The organism is Deltaproteobacteria bacterium (assembly GCA_030654105.1).
Lineage (GTDB): Bacteria > Desulfobacterota > SM23-61 > SM23-61 > SM23-61 > JAHJQK01.
Map to the genome: position 1 here is coordinate 1 of JAURYC010000225.1, position 25,830 is coordinate 25,830.

Sequence of the window (25,830 nt, forward strand, 5' to 3'; positions counted from 1 at the left end):
GATCAACCTCCGCATAAATTCTCATTCTATACATTTCCCGTTTTTAGTTTGATCATTACAATGACGCCCTTCGATTGTCAAGATTTTTCACGCTGGGGAGAATCCTGGAAAGAAGAAGCAAAAGAGCACGGATGAAAAACATAGAGGCAATAACCGCAGCTTTTCAGGAAGAAACCTTTAAGGGGCAGAAGGTAATTTTTTTAAAGAAGAAGCGACAATTCGTTGCAAAAGTTCGCTGCTCTTTTGTCCCTTTTTACCTTCCATCGCACCCTGGGCAAACCAGAGTATATTGCCGGTGTCCGGAGCCACCATTTTGATATTCAACCGGTAAGAATCCCGGAACCGGCTGAACTCTAAAACGCTGCACAAGACAATTCCCTGGACCTTGAGCATCTTTCCAATTTTACTCAAGGTCGGCGGGTCCAGAAATTCTTCCTTCAGCAATCCTTCTTTTTTCAGCATCTGGCGCGTCGTAGACCCTTCTTTGATTTTATAACCTTTCTTCAGCAGCTCAGCTGCGACATATTCGGCGAATTGAATTTGCGGGTCCATATCGATCACGGCCAGTAGTTGATATTGTTGAGGTTGAAAATCCTTTGACCAAACCAGATCTTTTTGAACAGAGGCCGTCACACACCCCCCAAGAATAAAAATGCAGGGAATGATAAAAAAAGAAACGAATTTGGCTTTCATATTTTCTCTCCTGCGGGACTCAAAGCAGAGAAATGACAGGATGGAGGGACTTCGCTCCGGCGGGATCCGCAAAGGTCCCGAGGTCTTTCGTCCTCGATGAAGGCTGAGGTGGATCTCACCCTTCATTTTCCCCGCCCATAGCGATTTTTGTGGTCGGGGCGACTGGATTTGAACCAGCGACCACCTGAACCCCATTCAGGTACGCTACCAGACTGCGCTACGCCCCGATTTTTATTTTTTCATATCATTTTTACGTTGGGCTGTCAACTCTCCTTTTGCTTAGAAGGCCCCGCAAGTCTTCCAGATCCCTGCGAACATGCAAGAGGGCGTCATGGTATTTTTTTTCGGGAAACTCAAGTTCCAATTGTTTATCTCGTCCAGCCTTCATCTTTTGCAATTTCTTCTTGGCCCCAGCAATGGTAAATTTTTCTTCATATAGAAGTTTTTTGATTTCTAAGATCAGCTCCAGGTCCTTCCTGCGGTATAAACGTTGTTTCGAGTGCGTGCGCCCGGGAGTAACAATCTTGAATTCCGATTCCCAGTAGCGCAGAACATAGGATTCAACACCTGTGATTTGGCTGACCTCACCGATTTTATAGTAAAGTTTCTCGGGGATCGAAAAGTTTATTTTTTTTTCCATGGCCTTCGATCACCCTGAAGGCAGCAGAACCCAAAGCCGCCTCTATGGGATGAAACTCAAACGGTATTTAAGGCTTTGCGTAAAACTTGGCTCGGCTTGAAAGTCAAGACCCGACGGGCAGAAATCTGAATTTCTTCGCCGGTTTGAGGATTCCTTCCTTTACGCGAACGCTTTTCCCGTACGATGAAGTTTCCGAACCCGGATATTTTAATCTTTTCTCCGTTTTCCAGGGTTTCTTTCATAAGGTCAAATACTAGGTCGACGATTTCCGCAGATTCTTTCCTGGAAAAACCTACTTTTCCATAAATGGTTTCCACGATATCCGCCTTCGTCATAATCCAGGCCCTCCTTTCCAAGTTCAAGTTTTAATAATCTACCCTTTTTAAAAAGAATCCTACTCTCTTTCTGCCAATGAAAATTCTTTTTTCCATTTAGCGGAGGACTCCGCCGTAGCGTTCGACCAGAAGGTCTGCCACCTTCTGGTGCAATTGGTTCACCTCCCGATCGGTTAGGGTGCGATCTCCTTCTTGGTATTTCAACCGGAAAGCCAAGCTTTTCTTTCCCGGGGGGACTGGCTTTCCTTGGTAGAGATCGAAAAGTTTGATTTCAGTAATCAAGCCATTGTTGGTTTCCCAAAGCGTTCGTAACAGGTCACCGGCGGCGATTTTTTCATCGACAATCAGAGCAAGGTCGCGGATGATGGCCGGGAAACGGGCCAGCGGTTTAAAAAACCGGCGCTCTTCCGCTTCATCGGCTAAAGCCTGGAAGTTCAGTTCAAAAATTAATATTTGCTGATCGAGTTCCCAAGTCTCGCTCACATCCGGGTGTAATTCTCCCATCTCGCCCAGTACCTTTCCATTCACTTCCAACTGGCAGGCCTTGCCGGGGTGTAAAAAAGGTTCGTCCTGCAAGGCGAGGAAACGATATCCGGAAACACCCAGGCCGTCGAGAAGCGTCTCCAGGGTTCCTTTGAGGTCGAAAAAATCGCACTCGGCTTTCGGTTTAGACCAGGATTCCTCCTCGCGGAAACCCGAGAGGAAGCCAGAAAGGATTTCAATCTCTTCCGGCAATTCCTGATCGTCCCGGGGGAAAAAAACTCGACCGAGCTCGAAAAGTTTCAGGTCGAGATTTTGCCGATGGACATTGTTGCGAGCCACTTGCAGAAGACCCGGAATCAAAGTGGTGCGCATCACCGATTGATCTTCGCTTAAAGGATTATGAATCCGCAAAGCTTGGGCCCGTTTGTCCGGGGAAAACAATTTCAAGTCTTGGAGGGCCTTGGGGGAAATAAAACTATAATTGATCACTTCCCTAAAACCGCAGGCCATGAAAAGATCCCTGGCTCTTTCAGCCGCCCGTTGCATTTTGGTTTTTTTCTCCGCGGATACCCTTCCGCAAGGTAGCGTAATCGGAATCCGATGATAGCCGTGGAGCCGGGCGACCTCTTCGACGAGATCGATCTCCCGTTGCAGATCAACCCGGTAAGTTGGGATGGTCACCCGGAAGGTGTCCGGGCTTTCCGGTTCGACTTGCAAATGAAAATTCTGTAGGTAACTTTTAATTTCTTGGGGGGCGATCGCCGTCCCCAGAATTTTATTTACCCTCCGCTCCCGTAAAAAGATTTTTTGGGGTTCGATTTTACGGGGGTAATTGTCCGCGGCTTCCCTGGCCATCTTTCCTCCGGCCAATTCGGCCATTAAGGCAGCAGCGCGATTAGCGGCCCGGAGGGCTCCATTGGGGTCGATGCCTCGTTCAAATCGAAGTGATGCCTCGGTAACCAAACCGATCCGCTTGGAGGTTCGCCGGATGCCCATGGGGTCAAAATAAGCACTCTCCAGGAGAATATTCTCACTTGTGGTTTGAACTTCCGAATTTAACCCTCCCATGATTCCAGCTAAGGCTGCGGGTTTTTGACCATCGCAAATCATCAAGGCCTCTTCCGGCAGAGTCCGTTCCACTCCATCCAACGTGGTGAATTTTTCGCCGGGGGCTGCAGTTCGAACAACGATCCGCTTCTCCGCTAAGCGATCGAGATCGAAGGCATGGAGTGGCTGGCCCATTTCTAACATCACGTAATTGGTTACATCCACGATGTTAATAATGGAACGAACTCCCACGGCTTCCAGGCGCCGGCGCATCCAAAAAGGGGAAGGGGCGATTTTGACTCCCAAGATTAACTGGGCTACGTACCGCGGACATAAATCTGGCCGCTCGAGAGTAACAGTCGTTCCAGACCCTTCGACCACTCTTCCATCAATCTCCTTTGGGGAGGGATAACGCAGAGGTTGTCCGGTCAGGGCCGAAACCTCCCGGGCCACACCCAAAAGGCAAAGGCAATCAGCGCGGTTAGGAGTTATGTTTACCTCCAAAATCCAATCTTGCAGGCCCACAGCGCTTTCCAAGGGTACTCCCAGTGGCAGGTTGGGATCGAGAACCATGATCCCTGTGGCATCTTCACTCAGCCCTAATTCTTTTTCCGAGCAAAGCATTCCTTCGGAGGGAATACCATGGAAATAACTCCGGGAGATCTTTCCGCCAACAGGAAGGGTAGATCCTTCTAAGGCCAAGGCTACCCGTTCGCCGACCTTTAGGTTCGGAGCCCCGCAGATGACCGAATAATCCCTCTGGCCATCGTTGACGGTGCAGATGGATAAATGATCGCTTTGGGGGTGGCGGTGGAAAGAGACCGTCCTGGCCACCACTACCCCTTGAAAGGCTGGCTGCCATTCACTGAGATTTTCCACTTCCAGCCCTATATGGGTCAGGGCTTCTGCCAATTCTAGCGGAGTGAGGGAAAACTCAATATAATCTTTCAGCCATTGGAAACTGACCTTCATTGCACCCTTTTTTATCTGCGCGGCAAAAAAATCTGTTTCTAAAACTGTTTCAGAAATTGCAGGTTATTCTCAAAAAAAATGCGGATATCGCCTAACCCTACCTGGAGCATAGCAATCCTTTCGACCCCTAATCCAAAAGCAAAACCGGTGAATACCTCGGGATCGTACCCGACAAAACGGAAGACTTCTGGGTCGATCATTCCTGAACCCAGGATTTCCAGCCACCCACTCTTCTTACAGACCGGGCAACCTTTGCCTTGGCAGATTACGCATTGGATGTCCACTTCAGCGCTGGGTTCGGTAAAGGGGAAGAAACTGGGTCGAAAACGCATCTGTACGTTGGGACCGAAAAATTGATGAACAAAAAAAGTCAGGGTTCCTTTCAAGTCGGCGAAAGTGACTTCATGGTCTACGACGAAACCTTCCACTTGATGAAACATAGGGCTATGAGTCGGGTCGGAATCGTGGCGGTAAACTCTTCCGGGAGCGATTACTCGCAGGGGGGGCTGGCGCTTTTCCATAGTGCGCACCTGCACCGGTGAGGTATGGGTACGCAGGACCACGTTGGGTGAAAAATAAAACGTATCTTGCATATCCCGGGCCGGGTGGTCCTTGGGGAAATTCAAGGCTTCAAAATTATAATAGTCCAGCTCCACTTCGGGTCCTTCCGAGACTTCAAACCCCAAACGTTCGAAAGTAGATATGATTTCCTCGGTCACTTGGGTGATGAGGTGCGTACTTCCCAGGGAAGGTCTACGGCCCGGCAGGCTGATATCCACTCCTTCATGAAGCAATTGATCAGTTTTCTGTCGCTGGTGTTCTTTTTCCAGAGCCTGCTTGGTCGCTTCTTCCAAAGCCGCTTTTAGCTGATTGGCCAACTGGCCCAATGCTGGCCGTTCTTCGGCAGGTAACTGGCCCATTTCTCGCAGGAAGTTGGTCAGCAGGCCTTTCCGGCCAATATACTTCGTGCGTACAGCCTGAATTTTGACCTCTCCTCGGGAAGCCCGTAACTCCGCTAACGCCTCTTCCTCTAATCGCTTGAGTCTTTCTTGTATCCTGCCGGTTTCATTCACCCTAATTGTCCTTTAGCAATTTCCACAATTTTAGAAAACCCCAAAGGATCCGAGATGGCCATTTCGGCCAGGACTTTCCGGTCGATCTCTACTTTGGCTTTGTTCAGGCCCGAGATCAACTGATTATAGGTCAGATCATGAGTCCGAGCGGCGGCATTGATGCGTATGATCCATAAAGAACGAAAAGTGCGTTTTTTGGCTTTCCGATCACGGTAAGCAAATTTATGCGCCCGGTCCACCGCTTCGGTAGCGCCGCGGTAAAGGTGGCCTCGCGCTCCCCTGTAACCCTTGGCTTCTTTCAGGACCCGCTTTCTTCGTTTTCTCGTCTTTACGCTTTTCTTTACTCTGGGCATTTCTTTTTACTCCTTCTTATAGGGCTGTCCGCGGACCGCTTTTAGCCTCCTTACCCTACCTCCCCTCCCCTTCTTAGAGGTACGGGAGCAGCCTTTTAATGTTTCTTAAATCCCCTTTATTTACCAACATGGATTTTCGTAATTTCCGTTTCCGTTTAGTGGTCTTGCTGGTCAAAAGATGACTGGCAAAAGCTTTATAATGTTTAATTTTTCCGCTTCCCGTCGCTTTAAAGCGCTTGGCCGCTCCGCGATTGCTTTTCATTTTTGGCATGTTGCGTATTCTCCCCTGAAAAAATATAAAACTTGATGGACTCGTAAAAAGCCAAAATTTGGATGGCAAAGTAAAAAGCTCTCCGCCTCAGGCGGACAAGGCGCGCAAATCCTGAGGAGTGAGGCGTACTTAGAGGTACGCCGCAACGACGAAGGATGCAGCGCAATCCGCCTTAGGCGGACAGATAGACTTTTTACGAAGTCATCAAACTTGACCCTCTCTATTACGTTCGCGAGGGAAAAATCCTCTCTCCACACATTGATAATTAGCGATGAAAAATTTTATTGATACTCCCTAAGACGTTCAGGCCTTGGGGGCAAGGATCATGACCATGTTGCGCCCTTCCAGTCGGGGAGCTTGTTCGAGCACGATTAAATCTTTGACTTCCTCAAGGAAGCGGGTAAGGAGTTCCTTCCCGAATTCTGGATGAGCAATCTCTCTTCCCCGGAAAAGCATAGAGATTTTTACTTTATTGCCTTCGCTGAGGAAGCGCTTAACATAGCGGAGCTTGAATTGGAAATCGTGCTCCTCGGTGCGGGGTCTTACTTTGACCTCTTTGACCTGAATGATGGTCTGATGCTTCCGTGCCTCCTGGATCCGTTTACTTTGCTGATATTTGTACTTTCCATAATTCATGATCCGGCAAACTGGAGGGTTGGAATTCGGAGCGACTTCCACCAGGTCTAATCCCTGCTCCTCGGCAATTTTCATGGCTTCTTTCAGGGGCAAGATTCCTACCTGTTTACCCTCGGAATCAATGACCCTGACTTCCGGAGCTCTAATGTCCCAATTGATGTTTACCTTTTTAGCTATACGCTTCACCTCCTACGTTGCATTCTTTTTTTATAAGACCAATGAATTCTTCAATTGGCATTGCTGGTAAAGTTTTACCACTTCGAGCGCGCGGGGCCACCAGGTTTTGTTTTACTTCCCTTTCCCCCAAGACCAACATGTAAGGAATTTTTTGCAGCTCAGCTTCCCGGATCTTCAAACCTAATTTTTCATTGCGGATATCTTTCTCCACCCGGATTCCCGCTTCCCTTAACTGCTGGGAAATTATCTCGGCATAGGGGATTTGGGGGTCGGTCACGGTTAGGGTGGTGACTTGTACCGGAGCCAGCCAGGTAGGGAAAGCCCCGGCATAATGTTCAATCAGAATTCCGATGAAGCGTTCCATGGCTCCCAAGATGGTCCGGTGAACCATAACTGGCCGATGTTTTTCTCCATCTGGCCCAATATAGGTTAACTCAAAACGTTCGGGCATGGCAAAATCACATTGAATAGTGGCGCACTGCCACTCCCTTTCCAAGGCATCCTTTAATTTTACATCGATCTTGGGCCCATAGAAAGCACCCTCACCTTCGTTAAGCTGATAAGGAAGAGAGGCTTCTTCTAAGGCCGAACGTAAAGCTTGGATAGCCCGCTCCCAATCTTCATCTGATCCGATGGTCCCCCGTTCTGGCCGCGTACTGATTTCTAACTCATAGGAAAAGCTAAAAATTTTCATAACATCCCGAACTAAGTTTAGAATTCCCTTGATCTCTTCGTTTAACTGATCGGGAGTACAAAGGATATGGGCATCATCTTGGGTAAAGCCACGCACCCGAAGCAGACCATGGAGCTCCCCCGACTTTTCGTGGCGGTGGACTGTTCCCAGTTCAAAATAACGGAGGGGCAGATCGCGATAACTGCGGATCTTGGATTTATAGATGAGCATGTGGGAAAGGCAATTCATCGGCTTAATTCCGTAGGCCTGCCCTTCGATTTCCGTAAAGTACATTTTTTCCCGGTAATGATCGTAATGTCCCGAGCGTTTCCATAAGTCAAGCTTCAGGATTTGTGGCCCGATAACCAGTTGATAGCCTCGTTTCAAGTGTTCCCGTTTCTCAAAATCCTCTAAAAGCATCCGCAGGAGAGCCCCTTTGGGATGATAGATGACTAACCCTGCACCGGCCTCATCGTTGATGGAAAAAAGGTCCAACTCCCGCCCTAATTTTCGGTGATCGCGCCTTCGGGCTTCCTCCAAGCGAAGGAGATGCTTCTCCAAGGCCGCAGCAGAGGGGAAAGCCGTGCCGTAAATCCTCTGCAGCATCTTATTCCGTTCGTCCCCATGCCAATAAGCGCCAGCCACGCTGGTGAGTTTAAAAGCTTTGATCATCCCAGTGGATGGCAGGTGGGGACCTCGGCACAAGTCTACAAACTCCCCCTGCTGATAAAGGGTCACCTTACTGTCGGCAATCTTCTCAATCAATTCAACTTTATAAATTTCACCTCGTTCCCGAAAAAAGCGCAGAGCCTCCTCCCGGGATACTTCTTGACGTACGATAGGCAGGTCCTTTTTAATGATCTCCTGCATTTTGCCTTCAATACGATGAAAATCTTCCGGGGAAAAACTCCGCTCGCAATCAAAATCATAGTAAAAACCATCTTTGATTGCAGGCCCAATGGTAATCTTGGCATTGGGAAACAGGCTCTGCACGGCCTGCGCCATGACATGCGAGGTGCTGTGCCTTAGAACCTCTGTCCCCTGTATCGAGGACAACCCTACCCATTCCAGCTTCCCCCCTTGCTCCAATGGGGCTTGCAGGTCTACGAGAGTTCCGTTTATTTTGGCCGAGACCACCTCATCAGACCGGCCTGGTCCTTGATCATCAGCTAAAAAGTCCCTCGCTAAAACCCCTTGGGGATAACTTTTGGTTGTACCGTCCTGGAAGTAAACCTCAATTTTGTCCATGTTTTTTCAGTTAATGTTTTCCGTCCTCAAAATAAGAAAAAGGCATCATTGGGGAGATACATGATGCCTTTTCAATTAAGTGGGTTAAATTTCCGGCAGCCTCAAAATGAGATTTGTGGTAGGCACGAGGGGATTTGAACCCCTGACTTCTACCGCGTCAAGGTAGCGCTCTCCCCCTGAGCTACGTGCCTGCAATTTCTTATAAAATTTTATTCATTTTTACTGATAAAAGGTTAAATTGTCAAGAAAAATATTGAGCTTAAAGAAGATTTTTAAGGTGCTTTATGAAAAACCAGCCATTTTCTTTAATTTGTATCGATCTTTAAAGACACAATAAAATATATGCCGAGTCAAGGCGATCCCGCTGGGGCAGGACGCCCCTGGCGGAGGACGGGGGAATTCCATGGTTTTTCGGGGAAAAAATGCTTCGTCCGCTGATAGCTATTAAATTACGCAGAACTAATGGGATATCATACAAATTATTATGCCCCCTCACCTTTCCCTCTCCCCCCATAGGGGGAGAGGATCAAGGTGAGGGGGAGCCTAATTGGGTGGCGGCTGTTCCATTAATTATGCGAAGGTCAATGATTCGCAATGGTTGGGCGGAGATTTTTCAAAGATCTCAGGAATTTTCTTGGTTGAAAATTTTAATACCCCTCCCTATGTATTGCAAGCCTGAAATAATTGTCAAAAAAGCTGTCCCCCAGACCAGAAAATCCATCAAAAGAGGCAAAGGAAACGAATATTTAGAAAAAAGAGAGTAAATAACCGTGCAGAGTTGGAAAGTCGTAGTCAATTTACTGGCCAGTGAAGGTTGAATTTTAAAAGAGTGGGAAGTGAAAAAAAGGATTAGGATTCCCAGGCAAATAATTACATCCCGGCTGATTACAATTACCGCTAACCATCCGGGAAGGATATTCAAAATTGCCAGAGTGATAAAAGAAGATGCCGAGAGAAGTTTATCCGCGGCCGGATCAAGGTAAGACCCCAATACCGTACGTTGGTGCAGGAGGCGGGCTAGCAATCCGTCTACGGCATCACTGACTGCGGCGCCAATAAAGACCACCAGAGCCCAACAATAAAGTTGGTCGATCAACAGGATGATGAGGAGAGGAATAGAAATGATCCGGGCGATGCTGAGAAGATTTGGAAGATTTAACATCGGTGAGATGAATTTTTTAAGGTTTTATCGCCTTGTCCCTTTTTTGATTCCATCGGACCCATTCTTCCTTCTGATCATCTTCCGCGCTGAAGGGAGTTGGTTTTGCAGGCCTACCGACTGCCGGAACGGTCACTTGCATCATCTGGGTAAGGACAATCTCTTCCCACTGCTCCTTGCTGACCTCTTCATAAGGTCGGGGAATTTCTTGGGGTCCTCTGACCTCACGGGGAGCTTTAAACCCTCCTTCCTCAGGTTTATAATCAGGTTTGACAAAAGGGTTGTAGACTTCTACCGTTCCTTCGTAGACACGAATGAGAGTAGATTTATCGGGGGCGACGTTCATACGCCAAATCGTATCGCGCACGCCGGCAACAGCGTTGGCCGAAGCGACCTCAAAGGTTTTTTTTGAGCCAAAAACTTTGCGCACGTTGACCCAGGTTTTTCCCACGGACATTTCTATTTTTACTTCTCGGGAATTGGTGCTTGGATCGAAAAAGGCTGTCTTCATTTTAAATGCCGTCTTCTGGTCGAAGCGTAGAATCGAACGATCCGGGAGTTGAATCTCGATCCGGGCCTTTTCCCCCGTACGCACTTCGTCCTCACGAGAGAGGAAACTATCCACCTTCAAGGGACACCAGGAAGTTTCCCCTTGCGGCAAGACTTCGGCTTTCCCTTGGAGAAAGATAACTTTCGCCTGTTCCCCACCAGATAAGGCCCCGCGGGAATCTTCAGCCATTGCTTTCGCTGGCCAAAAGCAGAATGTAACCAAAAGAAAATAGAGAAAGAAGAGATTCTTTCCCCCGCCCGACCGCATAAATTCTCTCCTCTCAGTCTCCCGTGGTGAAGACTTTAACTCCTAACATCCCCTTTTGGGTTTTAGGGTGCCCTTTTCAGATTAATCTTTAAGGTATGTCGAGATTGATTCCCGGCATAGACCTCGCGAAATTCGGGGATAAACCCGACCTTGCGAATTTCGATCTTATGGGTGCCGCTTTTTAGCTCGAGGGGATTACTTTCAAACTGGCCGGCCAAACCAACTTTTTCTCCGTTAAGCAACACCTCGGCATCGTCCGGAGTGGCCAGGATGATAAGAAATCCTTCGTTGCCAACGCCCCGGCGGGTTTCTTGGGGAAAACCGCATCCCATGATGAACACCAGGATCAGACCGAAAAAAAAGTATTTCCGCATAAACACCCCATTATACGAACTCTTATTTTCCTACTCCCAGTTTTTCATTGCTTCACTTTCACTACGTCGTTTACCAGGAAACCGGTTCCCACTCGGACACGGGCTTTGGTCAATTTATCCCCGACATAGCCGGTAACCGTCAGTTCCCCTTTAACCCCCCCTTCTTCCCGTCCCAGCAGAATTTTAGTTTGGGGATCATAGATTTCCTTTCCCAGCGTCTGAACGATCAGGGTATCGCCCATTTTCAAACCCACATCCCGCCCTACATTGATGTAAATGTCGCTGCCACTGACGGAAGCGACCCTTCCCGACCATTCCACATTCTGCAATTGCTGTACGAGGTTGTCCATGAACTTGGTTATGGCGGAACGCAGCGCTTCTTGCCCTAAAGTCTCATCATAGCCTGCTCTGGTTCCTAAGCCTAAGACTTCCTGAGCCTTGCGTTCAAACTCCCCTTTGCCCGAGTCGGCGAACAATAGCTGTCCGGTGGAAGCATCCACTACTCGGACATCGACGGTGCATTTGGCCGTCTGAACCTTTTGCTTATAGATCCCGTAATCGGCTCCCCCGGTACTAACGCCAAACTGGGAGACAGAACCCGTCACCAACGCGTTTAATCCGAGAACTTTTCCTGCCTGGGAAGCGGTCTCGGGATTGACGGCTCCCGTCTGCCCTAATGCCTGTTCCCCGAGAACTTGTTTCAACTGGGCCCGTTCCACAATTATGAAGGCCCCTGTTTTAAAGAGCTCGGTCGTCAAGATATCCGAGGCCGAAGAGCCCAACCGACCTGCACCGTAGCTGGTCTTATTCATAAAGTCCACGATACCTACCCGAAGCTTTGGACCTTTATGGGTGATCCTTGGAGCTTGGGTTACGGGTTGGGGAGCTGTGCTTTGGGCTGCCGGTTGGGGCTGAGACATGGTGGTTTCTTTTCCTGGTGCACCCATCATGGGCCTTCCGGCACATCCCCACAACGCCCAAAGGGAAACAATAATCAACAATAAGAATCCGATCTTTCTTGATACCATATTCTTAACCTCCTCTTTCATGGGTTGAGCACGGTTCATTTTCCCCCGCCCGGGACGAGGCACCCAGCCTGAGGGGGGGAAGTATATAAAGGTCCGTTGGGCAAGGTGGCCAAGCAAGCATCCGTAACCCGCTGGCAATAAGGGGTGTAGGATTGGAGAGCAGCGAATTTCAAAGCATCCCCCATAGATTTTTGGTCTAACCCGAGTTTGCTCTCTTTGACCTGATGGTCAGACTCCCAAAGCTTTTCCCCGGTTTTGGCGTCCTTCAGCTCAAACCTTGCTCCTACGGTCATAGAGGAATAGGCCACAAGGTAAGTAGTGTTGAATTCCGTAACCGTAGTGTAAAGAAGCGCGTCAACGCCTAAAAATTTTCCTATTTCCTGAGGAGTTAGGGAATTAACCTGGCCGGCTTCACGAATCCCTTTTTCTTGTAGCCTATTATCGACGTGAGAAATAGCCGGGGTTTCATATCCTTTCATGGCGATTCTTTGGTGAACGAGGGAACGAAATTCATTCGGAGCTTTGAGGTTGACAGTTTCATTGAGGACGGGCAACACAGCGATTGAGCGGGGAGGTTTGGCTTTGTAATCAGGAACCAGGGAGTGATGGGCTCCTCCCGCGCACCCGGCAATCAGAGCAATCATCCCCCAGAAAAAAAATCGGTAGGCAATTTTAAATGGTTTCACTAAGTGGCCTTTCCTACGCTCCATCACTGCCGAAGCATTCATTTAGGGGTTACATTAATTTCGATGGTATTCCAGGTAGTACTGAGAACTTTGACGGCGAACTCTTTAAAATTTTTCCGGCCTATTTCATCGGAAAGGGATTGAGCGCTGCCCTTGAGATCTATCTCTATTTTAGCCACATTTCCCGTGAAACTACGCTCGTAAATCCCTTCCACTCCCCGGACCTGCCCTTGGAGCATATTTTTAAATTTGCGCAGGTCCTCTGGGCCAGAAAGACCGTTGACAATGACCTGGACAAGGGTCGTGGCCCCGACGCGCTTTTGAAAATTTTTAATGATGTCGTCCATCATTTTTTCGGAAATCTTGGCACTCGCTTTTTTTAAAGCTTCCACGCCGCCAGTGACTTCGTCGATATGAACGGCAGCCGCATGTTCGGACCCTGAGGAAAGAACCCCTCCAGTGTCCGTTTGAATAGCCCGTAAAGAGACATTGGCCTGCACCGATTTCATTGCCGTCCCGGCCACAGGTCCAATCGACTTGGCCAGAGCCTTTCCCACGATAACGACTTCGGCGTCGGCTTGCTTACCTAAAGTAATGGCGGCACGATCATTCAGTTCGGCAACTTGGTAGGCTGAGGCCACCTTTATGTTTTTCGATTGAGCCTGGTGGTCTACAAAGTCGAACCCCTTCTCCCGAAAACGGTCCATGATCGTATTTTCGGTGATGGTTAGATCCGCTTGCTCCCCCCGCTGGTATCCCCACCAATAATGATAATGCTGTTTCCCGATATTTTGTTCGGCAACCAGGATCATAATCCTCGGTTTGCCCACTTGCCTCAGGAGTAGACCTAAAGCATCTAATTTTTCTTTTATGGGACCGGTGGCCACCGAGGCCTGTATGGTAACCTCGTAAACATTTCTTCCCTGGTTTTCATTGAGGATCTTATAGTTTTGAACATATCCTTCGGTCTTGGTAAAGATTTCGTCATTCAGCAGTTGAAAATTTTGAACCCGGGTCTCGGACGAAACCATTATTCCTACGGCCTGTTCTACCGCTTTTACCAGGGCATCTTTAATCGCTCGATCTTTCCCGATCAAGGTGTCGCTTCCTTCAAACCACCCCTCTCCTTTGGTCGTAATGGTCTGGACTTCCTGGCCGCTGGCCCCAACATTCCAGGCCAGAAAAAAGAGCACGATCAATGATCCCGTCAAAGTAATTTTTTTCAAGGAGGTTCACCCCTTTCTCAGAAAAATCGTAGTTCATCTTTGAGTTTGCGGATGATCAGAAGGGCATCGGCCCCCGAGACTGTCCCCATGGGGGCAAATTCTCCGGTGGACAGATCCTTCGCTTCCATGACCCCCCGGGAAGTCATCACCATTACCGCATTAAAATAAGGAAGGTCATTACGCAAGTCCGGAAACGGGGATTTGGACCCGATAAATTTTGTGGCCAGTTTTTCGTCACCGCTTACTTTAATCAGGATGTCTTCGATCATCAGGGCGTAAGCCGCGCGGGTAATCTTTTCATTGGGAAAAAATTTATGATCCGGGGAAGGTTCAAGGCCCCGAACCCCCAAACGCATTATAGTTTCTATATCCGTGCGCAGGACATGGTTTTGAACGTCCGTTGCCGCTTCTGCTTTGACGATGCGGTCGGCTTCGAATTTCTTCACCGGAGCCTGGAAACTGGTATCAAATCTCTTGGGAGTTCGCTTCTCGTAGAGTTTCTCCAGCAGCAATTCCTGCACGAAGAGAGCCGCCACGTCTGCCCGGGTGATCTCTTCGATCAGGGCAATCTTCTTGCCGATCAACGATCCCGGGGCTGCCCGCTGAATTTTTTGCACCACCTTCCATTCATTATCCGCTTCGACCAAGTACTTGTCGTTTATATCCAGTACCTTCTTAAACATTTCTCCGGCCTTGTCAAAATTGAAAGCAAATTTATAGGCTTTCCCCATGTAAAAAAAGGCGGCGGAGGATTTTGGATTTATTTTGATTGCGTCTTCGAATTCATCTTCAGCTTTATTGATCCATTTCTCCTTTCTTTCTAAGGAATAAAGACGGATCATTCCCACGTGGGCGTTTACTTTGTCGTCGGGTTTCTGGGCCAGACTCTTGGCCTTTTTCATGTTCTCGTAGGCTTTCTCAAAATTCTTTTGGTAGGCGAAAACGAGTCCCATTCCCACATAGGCTGGAGAGTACTTTTTGTCAAGCTGAATGGCCAATTCAAATTCCCGCTGGGCTCCCGCATAGTCTCCCTTCTCCAGCAACTTGTTGCCGGAAAAAACGTGATGTTCCGGGGTATCCAGAGCCGCCTCTGGCTTTCGCGGAGGTTTGGCGCAAGAAGTGATCATCACCCCAAAAACAAACAAGATGCAAAAAACGGTCAAAACCAACAAAAGGCTTCGGCGATTCATAAAAACCTCCTTATAATTTAAAATTGATGAGGACGCTGATTTTGCAGATACACGCAGATAAAATATGAAATAACAGTCAGGCGCAAGGACTTAGGCACGAGGACGACTTATAGATTTTTCAATCCGCTTGCTCCTTGCGCTCTCATGCTTTACGAATTTTTTAATCCTCATCATCTGCGTCCATCTGCGTTCCTAAATCATTTAAAAAATTAATCGACTACTACGAGCACCCGGCATTGTTCCAAGAAACTTAGGTTTTTCGACATATCTTTCAATCCTTGGGCATCGGCGTTGCTGATGACAAGATCGCTTCCTCCAGACCCGCTAATTTTTACAGCTTTTACTACAAGAGGATTGGCTGCTACCCGGTCATTTTTCTTGGCGGCATCCAGATCTTTCACATACCCAACGATTCCATATTTCGCGGCCCACTCCGCGGATACAAATGCTGAACCGTAGACTTCCCTTCCGTCTTCGTCAAGAACTTTGGGGGCCATGGCCGGGCGAATGCTCAACCCACGAGAGTCAAAAACCACCCCCGTATAAACGGCACTTCCTTCCTTGGGGACGCTTTGGGTCCCGAAGGAAGTGGGTGGCAAAACAGTCTGGGTTAGTGGACCCGCCATGGGAATCTCCACGGTCACTTCCACTGCGCCGTCAGAGAGGTAGCGGGTATTTACTACCCTTGCTCCCCTCACAAGTCCTTGGACCTGGGTACGGATGACATCGCTTTGGGTCATCGCGTTAACAACCAACGTCTGCGAATCAATTCGTACCCCCTTGACTGTTTCCAAAATGTTCCTTAAAGCATCAGCCTTCGCGGCTCGCTCAGCCCCTAATCTGGCCGCGGCGATGTTGGGGGCATCGGGATTCGGAGCCCCGCTCCCTGAGGCTCGAACAATTTGTTCAGCCCAATTAATCTCCCCACTGCCAATCGTCTGGATCAGAGGCTGTTGAGACCAAGCGGAAGAAAAGAGTGTCATTACAAGAAACGCGGCGCTAAAAACCCCTATTATCCATCCGTCTTTTTTCATATTGACCTCCTCACTGAAAGAAAATTTCTTATTTTGGGCTGATCGTGAATTTAGGTTTTTATCGTATTGAAACTGACAATTCTTCAAGCTTTTTGTTATTTTAAACAACCGCCTTGATTTGTCAAGGTGAAATACTGATTGGACTCTGATCATTTTAAAAATCTCCTCACCTTTCACCGCAGGAAGCAAAAAACGCGCCTGATTAATAATAAAAATTTAAATAAAATTACGGGTTGGATATTCCTCCGGTTTGCGCTAACTTTATGGAAAAAAAGGATATCTAATTTCCTTCATTACTTTTCCCAAAAGTTGGTCTTATTGCCATGGGTCTTGTCCGCGGAGGGATTGCATTTTTTCAACACCCTTGATCACGGAATGATACTGTCCTCGCTTGTTTGCGCTTTGTGGTAAAACTCTTCTACCTTCTTTTCGATGACCGGGAAAATTTCCTGATTGGCCGGATACCAATTGATTTCGGGGTCAATTTTAAACCAAGTGAGCTGCCGTTTGGCGTATCGGCGGGTGTCTCGTTTGATTAAACGAATCGCTTCTTGAAGGGTAATCTTCCCGGTTAGATAGGAGACGATATGTTTATATCCAAGGGACTGAAGAGTTTTTAGACCTGGGGGGTAACCTTGATTCAAAAGGATTTTGACTTCCTCCACCCATCCCATCTTGATCATTTCATCGGTACGAGCCTCAATCCGTCTATATAATTCTTCCTTCGCGCAAGTGAGCCCAACTTTAAAAACTTCATAAGGTTTTTCCTGAAACCCGTGTTCACGCTGAAAGTCAGAAATAGGCCGGTTGATCTGGTAAAAAACTTCCATAGCCCGGACAATGCGCAAAGTATCCCGCGGGTGGATTTTTAAAGCCGCCTCGGCATCTAACCTTTGGAGTTCTCGATGAAGGCCAATGCTTCCTTCTGTTTCAGCTCTTTTATGGAGAGCTAATCGTAGCTTGGGGTTGGAAGGTGGCCCATGAAAAAGGCCGCGAGTCAAAACTTTCAGGTAGAGGCCGGTTCCCCCGACGACCACTATTGGAATTTGCTTTTTATGCAGTTCACGGATAATTTCGTCGGCCTGCTGGCGAAACAAGGCGGCGCTATAATTCTCATCTGGGCCTAGAATATCAATGAGATGATGGGGGATCTGGCGTCGTTGCTCCAGGGAAGGTTTGGCTGTTCCGATAGTTAGACCCCGGTAAATCTGAACCGAATCTGCACTTATAATTTCTCCTTTAAAACGCCGGGCCAGTTGAAGGGCTAAAAACGACTTCCCCGATGCGGTTGGTCCCACGATGGCAACGATTTTGGGTTTTTCCATTGACTTTATGATTTACCGCAGAGCACGCGGCGAACACAGAAAATTTATTGGGACGCAGATTGGCGCAGATAAGCGCAGATTTATATTTTCTGTAAATTTTTTTTATTTTTTAATTTTATCTATGTTTATCAGTGGTTACCTGTGTCCGAAATTATCTTTTTTAAGAGCTTTCTTTATATCTCGGTGATCTCTGTGCCTCTGTGGCTAAAGTTTTTTTGGCTGCGGCTTTGTCGCGCTGCGTCCTCCGCGGTGAAAAAGGTTTTTATCTCCTTCCGAACATTTTCTCCAGGTCGGCAATGGTGATTTTCAACAAGGTGGGCCTACCGTGAGGGCAGCGGGAAGGAGAAACACATTTTTGCAGGTCGTCTAAAAGGGTGGCGGCTTCCTGTTCATTCATGTCCTGGAAAGCCGGAACTGCCCCCCGGCAGGCCATCATTTTAATCAGAGGATCAAAGGAAGTGTGGAGATCAGCTTCTCTTCCCCAGGAAGAAATCTGTTCGATCATTTCCTTTAGGGCTTGAATAGGCTCTCGGGATGCTAATATTTCGGGCACGGCTTTCACCCAGAAAGTCCTCCCTCCGGAGGGTTCTACTTCAAAGCCCATTTTTCCCAATTCTAACAGGTGCTCTTCAGCGGCTTTGGCTTCACTAAAAGAGAGCTCGACGATTTCCGGGAAAAGGAGTGACTGCCGGTGGATTGTCCCCGAAGAAAATTCCTGCCAGAGCCTTTCCCATAATATCCTTTCATGGGCAGCATGTTGATCGACAAGGGTTAATCCTTCGGATGATTCAAAGAGGAGGTAAGTTTTATCGATTTGTCCCAGGAACGGAATCTGGGAAATGGATTCTTTTTTTCCCCATGCTCCTTCCCCAAAGGATTCTTGGCTCAAAGGGCTTGTGGTTTTCGCTTGGGGCGGGATATACACCCCTGGAATTTCTTTTAACTCTTTCCATTCTCCCTGCTCCTTGAGCCAAGGGGTTTTTTCCAATAATCGCCTTACACCCAGGAGCACATAGCGATGGACTGTTTCGGAGTCAGCGAATTTGACTTCCCACTTGCTCGGGTGAACATTAACGTCAACGTCAGAGGGATGGACTTGTACAAATAGGATCGTTACAGGATATCGGTCTTTGGAAATTAGGTTGCGATAGGCTTCAAGGACCGCATGGGAGAGTAAACGGTCGCGAATGGGCCGCCGGTTGACAAAGAGATAAATTCCCCGGGCATTCGGTCGAGTTAATCCCGGCTCTCCCGCATATCCATGGATTTCCACCCCTCCGTTCTTAAACTGGAAAAAATACAACTTCTCTGCAGTTTCACGGCCCAGAGCTTCGGCCAAGCGGGAAGTTAAATTTTCCCGGATTGGATAGTTAGCCAGGAGCTTTCCGTCGTGGATGAATTGAAAGTGGGTTTGCGGGTTGGCCAAAGCGATCTTGGACACCAATTCTCCTATATGGCTTAGTTCAGTGCCCTGGGATTTTAAGAATTTTAGGCGGGCCGGAATGTTGAAGAATAAATCGCGCACCTCTACCGAGGTCCCGAGGGGGCAACCGACCTCTTTCGACTCTTTTGTCTCACCGCCCTCGATGTTGATTTCCATGCCCGCTAAGGTGTTTTCTTTTCTCGTAATGATTTTCATTTTGGAGACGGAGGCAATCGCGGCGAGGGCTTCTCCTCGAAAACCAAAAGATTGGATGGCAAACAAATCTTCGGCACTCTCAATCTTGCTGGTGGAGTATCGTTGGATAGCAGATTGGGCATCTTCTGGGGTCATTCCTTCGCCGTCATCGGACACGCGAATCAGTTTTTTCCCCCCGGCCTGAATCTCTATTTTGATCTCTCTGCTTCCAGCGTCCAGAGAGTTCTCCATTAATTCTTTCACCACCGACGCGGGTCTTTCGACAACTTCCCCGGCGGCGATTTTGGAGATGACTTCTGGAGATAATGCCTTTATTTTGCCCATTGATACAATAAGTGCCTAAAGTGAGCTAAAGTGCCTAAAGTTGAAAAAAGAATTTCCTATACTATGAACTTAGAATTTAGAAGAAAGACCGGAAGTTGAAAATTGTTGCAACTCCCAACTACCAATTCCCAACTCACTACTTCCGACCGTGATCATCCTCAAGGCGTACAACATCATCGAGTTCTGGAGTGGAAACCTCAAAAATGTCAGAATCTTCGATCGCCGTGAGGCGATGGCGGGTTAAAGCTGGAATGTGAAGGCACTCCCCGGATTTCAGGTGCGATAACGTTTTTTCTCCCCCCTCCCCTTCCAGCTCGACAAGAAGTTTTCCCGAGATTACGAACATGGCTTCATCCTTTTTCTGATGATACTGGTAACTTAACCGCTTGCCCTTTTCAAGGTGCAGGATTTTTGCAGCATACTTTTCGGTTTTTGCCCATATGAGCTCGTAGCCCCAGGGTTTCTCCACCCGTTCTATTTTCGAGGTTGCTTTCATTTACCCCTTCCGTTTACCCATTATTTTCTCCAGCATCAGTATATTCAAAAATTAATACCCTGAAAAGGTTTTTTTCGTCTTCCTCATTTTTCGTGAAATTTTCTCTTCCCTTCCTTCTTTTTTTTGGCTATTTTATCACCAAGAGGATTTTTCGCAGGTAATTGGCCGGATGCTAAGTATTTCACAGGAAACGCTAACCCGTCAAGGAATAAGGAAAACCTATGACTCTGCCATCTGCTAAGGCTTTGACAGTTAGCATCATCATTCCGTGTTTCAATGAACGGCTTACCATTGAAAAAGCAATCGAGGCCATTTGCACAGCTCCAATTCCCGGCAAAGAAATTATCGTGGTCGATGATTGCTCTACGGATGGTACCAAAGAGATTTTGGCGAATAAAATTGGTTCGCATGTCGATCGGATTATTTACCATGAAAGAAATCAAGGGAAAGGAGCGGCTTTACGTTCGGGAATTGCCGCGGCCACAAAGGATATCGTGATTATCCAGGATGCCGACCTGGAATATGACCCCCAGGAATATCCGATTCTGCTGGAGCCGTTTATTCAGGGAAGGGCGGATGTTGTCTATGGCTCGAGGTTTATGGGGGGGGGATCCCATCGGGTCCTTTATTTTTGGCACCGAATAGGCAACTGGATTTTGACTACCCTTTCCAACATGTTTACCAACATCAACCTTACCGACATGGAAACCTGTTATAAAGCATTTCGCCGGGAAATTATCCAATCGATCAAAATTGAAGAAGACCGCTTTGGCTTTGAGGCAGAAATCACCGCTAAAGTATCCAAAATGGGGCTACGGATCTATGAAGTCGGCATTTCATACTATGGCAGAACTTATGCCGAGGGGAAAAAAATTGGCTGGAAAGACGGTTTAAGGGCCATCTATTGCATTTTAAAATATAACTTGTTTCGTTAAGGCCGATTTCTTGGCAAGATTAAAGAATTGACATAGCTGTTTATAATTTTATCAATCTTTTTACCCCACACCCCTCCCCCCTCACCCCTGACGCTTTATAGTTTTTTGTTATTTGCAATAGCCAATTTGAAATCAGTATAATCAAAAAAGGAAAGCTTGAAAAGAAGCTTTTCATCCCCTACGCCTCATTTGACGCGCTTAACCATTCTCACGTGGCAAGCCCCTGAGAAAGAGAAACTTTCACATGGGCCCTCGTTTAAGGAATTCGAGATCACTTTCGACCATTTCTTTAACCAAATCAACAAATTGATAATTATTTTTCCACCCGAGTTTTTTTCTCGCCTTGGAAGCATCAGCGACAAGATCATAGATTTCAGCCGGCCGGTAATATTGGGGGTCTGTGGTCACAAACTTCTGATAATCTAAACCCAAATGATCAAAGGCAATCTGTACAAATTCTCGAACTGAGTGACTCTCTCCGGTCCCGATTACATAATCTTCTGGATTACCTGTTTGTAACATCATCCACATGGCGTTTACGTAATCTTTGGAATGACCCCAATCTCGTTTGGCTTCCAAATTTCCCATTTTAAGATCCTTGGCCAATCCGAGTTTGATCCTTACCGCATAAGAAGATATTTTGCGGGTAACGAATTCAAAGCCCCTCCGGGGGGATTCATGATTGAAAAGGATTCCATTAACGGCAAACATGCCATAAGCCTCACGATAGTTTCTCACCAAATGATATCCAGTTAACTTTGATATTCCATAGGCCGATCTCGGCTGAAAATTCGTATTTTCATTCTGGGGTGGTTCGGCATTGCCAAACATTTCACTGGAAGCCGCGAAATAAAAGCGGCATGAAGGTACAACTTGTTTGACGGCCGAGAGAACATGATGGGTTCCGTCGATATTGGTCATGAGAGTCGAAAATTCATCTTCGAAGGAGTAGGCCACGAAACTTTGAGCGGCGAGGTGGTAACATTCATCAGGATTTATTTCCTTAATCACATTGAAGATACTGGCAAAACTTTCAATCGATCCTGAATGGATTTTTAGTTGGGGCAATATAGGTTTAATCCTCGACATGCGATGCTCTGGGTCTTCAATGGCCGATCGCCGAACAATGCCGTGAACTTCATAGCCCTTCGCCAGAAGTAACTCAGATAAATAACTCCCATCTTGGCCAGTTATACCCGTTATCAAAGCACGTTTCATTGTTGTTTTGTTCCTCTATCCCTTGAAAAAATTACCCAGGGCGCCCTCATAACCTAACTCCCGTTTAGGATCTCGGGGGGCTGAATCTTCGATGCTTAATATAAAACTTGACCAAACTTTTATTAGATCTGTGTAATGTTGAATGTTCACTCTTAGAATCCCGAATTTTTTCAATATTTGAGGAACTCAACACGGGGGGATCGGCTCCCCCCAATTTTTTTACTTTCCTTTTCTTTCACTTCTTACCTTGATCAATGCCTCGCAGACTTCCAATATTTGGTCCCATTTTTGGCTACCCTGCCTTAAAAGCGGAAGCGATGTTCCTGACATTTTTCCTATTATAGCTAAATGGATTCTACTTGTGAATATGGTTAATTTTTTCGAACTTGCTTTCCTCCGTATAGAGAAACGAATGATGCCTCGGTTGGGAAAAAACACTATGTTTTATTGAACCGGTTCCACGCTGGCTCCTTCGATTTCTACCGAAACCGATCTTTTCAGAAGGTCAATGGAGATAATCAGCCTTTCTCTGTCCTCCTTGATTTTTACCAGAAAGCCTTCGCAGTCTTTCAAAGGCCCATCGACGACCCGGACTCGCTGCCCTTCTTTCAAATAAGGAAAAGGAGAAACGGCCGCCTTCCCGTTTAGAATCGTCCGGATGGATTCGATTTGGATTTCCGGAATAGGCATCGGACCTTCTTCGTTCCCCAATATTTTCACGACTCCCGGCGTCTTCAATATTTCCAGCCAAATGTGATGGGTAAGATTTTCATACACGAACAAATATCCTGAAAAAAGGGCCTTCTGAATCTTTTTCCGCCGATCCTTCCGCCTGCTCCAAACTTCCAATTTAGGGAGAAACGTATGGATTTTCTTATCGGTTAACCGTTGATATACAGCATCTTCATGGCGGCTGCGCGTATATAAACAATACCAGTATATTAGATTATTTTCCATTTTCTCTCTCAAGCGAGATATTCTTTCAAAGTCTCTTCCCAGGTCCTCATCTTCTGACCCACGAGGTTTTCGAAGCGATGGCAGTCGAGTACAGAATTCGCCGGGCGCTTGGCAGGACGGGTTAATGCAGCCGAGGAGATTGGAACGATTGAACCGTTGTCTATGTTCTTCTCTTTGAGAATTTGGTGAGCAAACTCAAACCAGGTGCAGGAGCCGGAGTTGGTGATATGCAGGATTCCCTTCGCCTCTTTCTCCAATAATTTCTCAATGGCCCAACTCAGGTCTTTGGTAAATGTCGGGGCTCCCCGTTGGTCATTCACCACTCGCAGTTCTTCCTGTTGAGCTGCCAACCGAAGGATGGTGTCCACAAAGTTTTTCCCATGGTGGCCATATAGCCATGCCGTGCGGATGATTAGATGATTCTCTAAAACCTCTCGAATTTGTCGTTCTCCCTGCAGCTTGGAGGCACCATAAACATTCAGGGGATTTGGAGGGTCTTCTTCTCGGTAAGGGGCAGGGGATGTTCCATCGAATACATAATCGGTGCTCAGATGGATCATTTTGGCATTACTGACTGTACATCCAGCGGCTATATTCCTGGCTCCTTCTGCATTAACAGAAAAAGCTAACTCTCTATTGGCCTCGCACCCATCCACATCGGTGTAGGCTGCCGCATTGACCACAACCTGCGGGCGCATGGTTTCGATCTCTTTTTGTCCCCGCTGTTGATCCGCAATGTTCAAATCTTCTATGTCCCGGGCCAAAACTTGATGTTTCACTGACAGGGCTGGAACAAGGTCTTTCCCCAGCATTCCCCGGGCACCGAATACCAAAACTTTCATGTCAATCGCTCTTGGTAGTGTTTCCGGTAAAAATCTCGATAGGCTCCGCTCTTGATTCTCCGCCACCATTCTTCGTGGCTGAGGTACCAACGAACGGTTTGGGTAAGGCCTTCTTGGAGAGAGTAGATTGGCGACCAGCCCAGATCTTTTTGAATCTTCGAAAAATCAACAGCATAACGCCGGTCGTGCCCTGGGCGATCGGTAACAAAACGAACCAGGGATTTTGGTTTTCCCAGTAGGTTAAGGATGGTCTCAGTAATTTCCAGGTTGTTTCTTTCTCCGTTTCCTCCGATGTTATAGATTCCCCCTTCCTTGCCTCCTTGCAGAACGAGAGAAAGAGCCCGGCAGTGATCCTCCACGTGAATCCAATCCCGGACATTCAGGCCATCCCCATAGACCGGCAAAGGCTTATTTTCGAGAGCATTGGTGATAAAAAGGGGGATTAGTTTTTCAGGAAATTGATAAGGGCCGTAATTATTGGAACAGCGGGTGATGATGGCCGGAAAACCATAGGTTTTAAAATAAGACCGCACCAGAAGATCGGCGGCGGCCTTACTGGCCGAGTAGGGACTATTGGGAGACAGGGGGGTATCTTCCCGAAACCCAGGGGCTTCCTGAGAAAGCGATCCGTAGACTTCATCCGTAGAAACCTGGATAAATTTTTTGATTTTATGACGCAAAGCCGCATGGAGGAGAACCTGCACCCCCACTACATTTATCTGAATGAATAGATCCGGTTCATACAAACTTCGGTCAACATGTGATTCGGCGGCAAAGTTGATAATGGCTTCTATACCACTATCCAGAAGGCTGTCCACCAGCTTGCCGTCACATATGTCTCCGTGGATAAACTGGTAATTCTTATGATGGGAAAGGTTGGCTAAATTCTCCAGGTTACCGGCGTAGGTCAATTTATCCAGATTGAGGATCTCATAATCTCTCTGGTGAGGATTTTCGGGGCCAATTAAAAGATGAATAAAGTTGGACCCGATAAACCCTGCCCCCCCAGTAACTAAGATTTTCATTTTAAACTCCCTGCGTTGCCAGAATCCGTAAGTAGTAAGTTGAGAGTTGTTAAAACCACTCCCTACTCCCACCTCACAGCTAACCGTTTTTAGCCGTCCTTGCGAGACCAATCGTAAGGAATTTCTCCCCCATGAGGTTCAACCCGATACTCATCCGGATCCTGACAAGAATATACCTCTGTGGGGCAGTTGATTACAATGGCCTCACTTTCACTGATGCATTTGAACCCGTGGAAGACCAACGGCGGAATCTGTAAAAGGATGGGATTGTGTTTACCCATGAAAAATTCGTTAATTTCTTTGTAAGTAGATGATCGTTCCCGACCATCATACAGGACGACCTTCATCATCCCCTTTACAACCACACAATGATCCACTTGTTTTTTATGGTAATGCCAGGCCTTCACAGCCCCCGGGTAGGCAGTTGTCATGTAAACCTGACCGAATTTAAGAAAGATTTCATCATCGGCCCGGAGCATTTCCATCAAGCGTCCGCGTTCGTCCGGAATCACCTTGAGCTTTTTAATTTTCACCCCGTTGATCATACTAAACAACCATTTCTGCCACCGAGGGCACAAAGGCCACAGAGTTGTAACAAACTTCCAAAAAATGGATTAATTTGGGGGGTCTTTGTCGATGCCAAAATTTCTTCCTTTGGTTCAAATGCCTATATAGACAAGCCATTTAAAAAATTATTCTCTGTGATCTCTGTGCGCTCTGTGGCTAATATTATAATTTATTTGCTCCGGTTTGGGCAACCAAATTGCTGGCTCGCAAGAGAGATTCGAACGTTCCAGCGTCCGTCCACCACCCATCCAAAATTTCATAGGTTAAATTGCCCCGGTGAATGTATTCGTTATTTACATCCGTAATCTCTAATTCACCCCTGCCGGATGGCTTCAAGGTTCGGATAATATCAAAAACTGCGGCGTCATACATATAAATGCCGATCAC

27 protein-coding genes and 2 tRNA genes are annotated in these 25,830 nt (G+C 47.3%); 1 reads left to right on the forward strand and 28 read right to left on the reverse strand.

The annotated features are described in order from the left end of the window. Positions 1-177: 177 nt before the first annotated feature. From Q7V48_09310 to Q7V48_09415, 22 genes are all read right to left on the reverse strand, one after another. On the reverse strand, positions 178-693 hold the full coding sequence (locus Q7V48_09310) for a hypothetical protein (GenBank protein MDO9210930.1): 516 nt from the start codon (positions 691-693) through the stop codon (positions 178-180). 150 nt (positions 694-843) lie between these two features. Further along, a tRNA-Pro gene (locus Q7V48_09315) sits at positions 844-920 on the reverse strand. A 23-nt stretch (positions 921-943) separates the two neighbouring features. Further along, on the reverse strand, positions 944-1,333 hold the full coding sequence (locus Q7V48_09320) for a MerR family transcriptional regulator (protein ID MDO9210931.1): 390 nt from the start codon (positions 1,331-1,333) through the stop codon (positions 944-946). A gap of 56 nt (positions 1,334-1,389) precedes the next feature. Continuing rightward, positions 1,390-1,668 (reverse strand): integration host factor subunit alpha, encoded by a 279-nt coding sequence (locus Q7V48_09325; protein MDO9210932.1) that lies wholly within the window; start codon positions 1,666-1,668, stop codon positions 1,390-1,392. A gap of 96 nt (positions 1,669-1,764) precedes the next feature. Next, positions 1,765-4,170: a phenylalanine--tRNA ligase subunit beta gene (gene pheT / locus Q7V48_09330; protein ID MDO9210933.1), complete on the reverse strand. Its 2,406-nt coding sequence runs from the start codon at positions 4,168-4,170 to the stop codon at positions 1,765-1,767. Positions 4,171-4,208: 38 nt separating this feature from the next. Then, complete coding sequence (gene pheS, locus Q7V48_09335; GenBank protein MDO9210934.1) at positions 4,209-5,225, reverse strand: phenylalanine--tRNA ligase subunit alpha; 1,017 nt, start codon at positions 5,223-5,225, stop codon at positions 4,209-4,211. A gap of 14 nt (positions 5,226-5,239) precedes the next feature. Continuing rightward, complete coding sequence (rplT, locus tag Q7V48_09340) at positions 5,240-5,596, reverse strand: 50S ribosomal protein L20 (protein MDO9210935.1); 357 nt, start codon at positions 5,594-5,596, stop codon at positions 5,240-5,242. A gap of 73 nt (positions 5,597-5,669) precedes the next feature. Then, positions 5,670-5,867, reverse strand: coding sequence for a 50S ribosomal protein L35 (gene rpmI / locus Q7V48_09345; protein ID MDO9210936.1), 198 nt, complete (start codon positions 5,865-5,867; stop codon positions 5,670-5,672). 303 nt (positions 5,868-6,170) lie between these two features. After that, positions 6,171-6,689, reverse strand: coding sequence for a translation initiation factor IF-3 (gene infC, locus Q7V48_09350; GenBank protein MDO9210937.1), 519 nt, complete (start codon positions 6,687-6,689; stop codon positions 6,171-6,173). After that, the gene (gene thrS / locus Q7V48_09355; protein MDO9210938.1) at positions 6,673-8,601 is read right to left on the reverse strand and encodes a threonine--tRNA ligase; all 1,929 of its coding nucleotides are present in this window, start codon (positions 8,599-8,601) and stop codon (positions 6,673-6,675) included. The genes infC and thrS overlap by 17 nt, the downstream gene beginning before the upstream one ends. 116 nt (positions 8,602-8,717) lie before the next feature. Continuing rightward, positions 8,718-8,792, reverse strand: a tRNA-Val gene (locus Q7V48_09360). 431 nt (positions 8,793-9,223) lie between these two features. Further along, positions 9,224-9,763, reverse strand: a complete 540-nt coding sequence (locus tag Q7V48_09365; protein ID MDO9210939.1) for a CDP-alcohol phosphatidyltransferase family protein — start codon at positions 9,761-9,763, stop codon at positions 9,224-9,226. A gap of 16 nt (positions 9,764-9,779) precedes the next feature. Further along, complete coding sequence (locus Q7V48_09370) at positions 9,780-10,577, reverse strand: FecR family protein (protein ID MDO9210940.1); 798 nt, start codon at positions 10,575-10,577, stop codon at positions 9,780-9,782. A 62-nt stretch (positions 10,578-10,639) separates the two neighbouring features. Then, on the reverse strand, positions 10,640-10,951 hold the full coding sequence (locus Q7V48_09375; protein ID MDO9210941.1) for a PEGA domain-containing protein: 312 nt from the start codon (positions 10,949-10,951) through the stop codon (positions 10,640-10,642). A 44-nt stretch (positions 10,952-10,995) separates the two neighbouring features. Then, positions 10,996-11,979: a CsgG/HfaB family protein gene (locus tag Q7V48_09380; protein MDO9210942.1), complete on the reverse strand. Its 984-nt coding sequence runs from the start codon at positions 11,977-11,979 to the stop codon at positions 10,996-10,998. Positions 11,980-12,014: 35 nt separating this feature from the next. After that, the gene (locus Q7V48_09385) at positions 12,015-12,665 is read right to left on the reverse strand and encodes a DUF799 family lipoprotein (GenBank protein MDO9210943.1); all 651 of its coding nucleotides are present in this window, start codon (positions 12,663-12,665) and stop codon (positions 12,015-12,017) included. A 38-nt stretch (positions 12,666-12,703) separates the two neighbouring features. Next, positions 12,704-13,891 carry a DUF6175 family protein gene (locus Q7V48_09390; protein MDO9210944.1) on the reverse strand — a complete coding sequence of 396 codons (1,188 nt, stop codon included), beginning with the start codon at positions 13,889-13,891 and terminating at the stop codon, positions 12,704-12,706. A 17-nt stretch (positions 13,892-13,908) separates the two neighbouring features. Next, complete coding sequence (locus Q7V48_09395) at positions 13,909-15,081, reverse strand: hypothetical protein (protein MDO9210945.1); 1,173 nt, start codon at positions 15,079-15,081, stop codon at positions 13,909-13,911. A 209-nt stretch (positions 15,082-15,290) separates the two neighbouring features. Next, positions 15,291-16,115: an LPP20 family lipoprotein gene (locus Q7V48_09400; protein ID MDO9210946.1), complete on the reverse strand. Its 825-nt coding sequence runs from the start codon at positions 16,113-16,115 to the stop codon at positions 15,291-15,293. A 368-nt stretch (positions 16,116-16,483) separates the two neighbouring features. Further along, on the reverse strand, positions 16,484-17,440 hold the full coding sequence (gene miaA, locus Q7V48_09405; protein MDO9210947.1) for a tRNA (adenosine(37)-N6)-dimethylallyltransferase MiaA: 957 nt from the start codon (positions 17,438-17,440) through the stop codon (positions 16,484-16,486). 262 nt (positions 17,441-17,702) lie between these two features. Next, positions 17,703-19,403, reverse strand: a complete 1,701-nt coding sequence (gene mutL / locus Q7V48_09410; GenBank protein MDO9210948.1) for a DNA mismatch repair endonuclease MutL — start codon at positions 19,401-19,403, stop codon at positions 17,703-17,705. A 136-nt stretch (positions 19,404-19,539) separates the two neighbouring features. Then, on the reverse strand, positions 19,540-19,899 hold the full coding sequence (locus Q7V48_09415; protein MDO9210949.1) for a cupin domain-containing protein: 360 nt from the start codon (positions 19,897-19,899) through the stop codon (positions 19,540-19,542). A 245-nt stretch (positions 19,900-20,144) separates the two neighbouring features. Here Q7V48_09415 and Q7V48_09420 point away from each other — a divergent pair, with 245 nt between their 5' ends. Beyond that, complete coding sequence (locus tag Q7V48_09420) at positions 20,145-20,834, forward strand: glycosyltransferase family 2 protein (GenBank protein MDO9210950.1); 690 nt, start codon at positions 20,145-20,147, stop codon at positions 20,832-20,834. Between the two features lie 240 nt (positions 20,835-21,074). Here the strand turns inward: Q7V48_09420 and Q7V48_09425 are convergent, their stop codons facing one another. From Q7V48_09425 to Q7V48_09450, 6 genes are all read right to left on the reverse strand, one after another. Then, entirely contained in the window at positions 21,075-22,052 is a 978-nt protein-coding gene (locus Q7V48_09425; GenBank protein MDO9210951.1) for a GDP-mannose 4,6-dehydratase, read from the reverse strand. Between the two features lie 444 nt (positions 22,053-22,496). Beyond that, on the reverse strand, positions 22,497-23,009 hold the full coding sequence (locus Q7V48_09430) for a UpxY family transcription antiterminator (GenBank protein MDO9210952.1): 513 nt from the start codon (positions 23,007-23,009) through the stop codon (positions 22,497-22,499). Between the two features lie 8 nt (positions 23,010-23,017). Continuing rightward, entirely contained in the window at positions 23,018-23,851 is an 834-nt protein-coding gene (rfbD, locus tag Q7V48_09435; GenBank protein ID MDO9210953.1) for a dTDP-4-dehydrorhamnose reductase, read from the reverse strand. After that, positions 23,848-24,876: a dTDP-glucose 4,6-dehydratase gene (gene rfbB / locus Q7V48_09440; protein ID MDO9210954.1), complete on the reverse strand. Its 1,029-nt coding sequence runs from the start codon at positions 24,874-24,876 to the stop codon at positions 23,848-23,850. Before rfbB ends, rfbD begins: the two co-directional genes overlap by 4 nt. 89 nt (positions 24,877-24,965) lie before the next feature. Further along, positions 24,966-25,421 (reverse strand): dTDP-4-dehydrorhamnose 3,5-epimerase family protein, encoded by a 456-nt coding sequence (locus tag Q7V48_09445; protein ID MDO9210955.1) that lies wholly within the window; start codon positions 25,419-25,421, stop codon positions 24,966-24,968. Between the two features lie 184 nt (positions 25,422-25,605). Further along, a partial coding sequence (locus Q7V48_09450) for a sugar phosphate nucleotidyltransferase (protein ID MDO9210956.1) occupies positions 25,606-25,830 on the reverse strand: 225 nt, incomplete at its 5' end.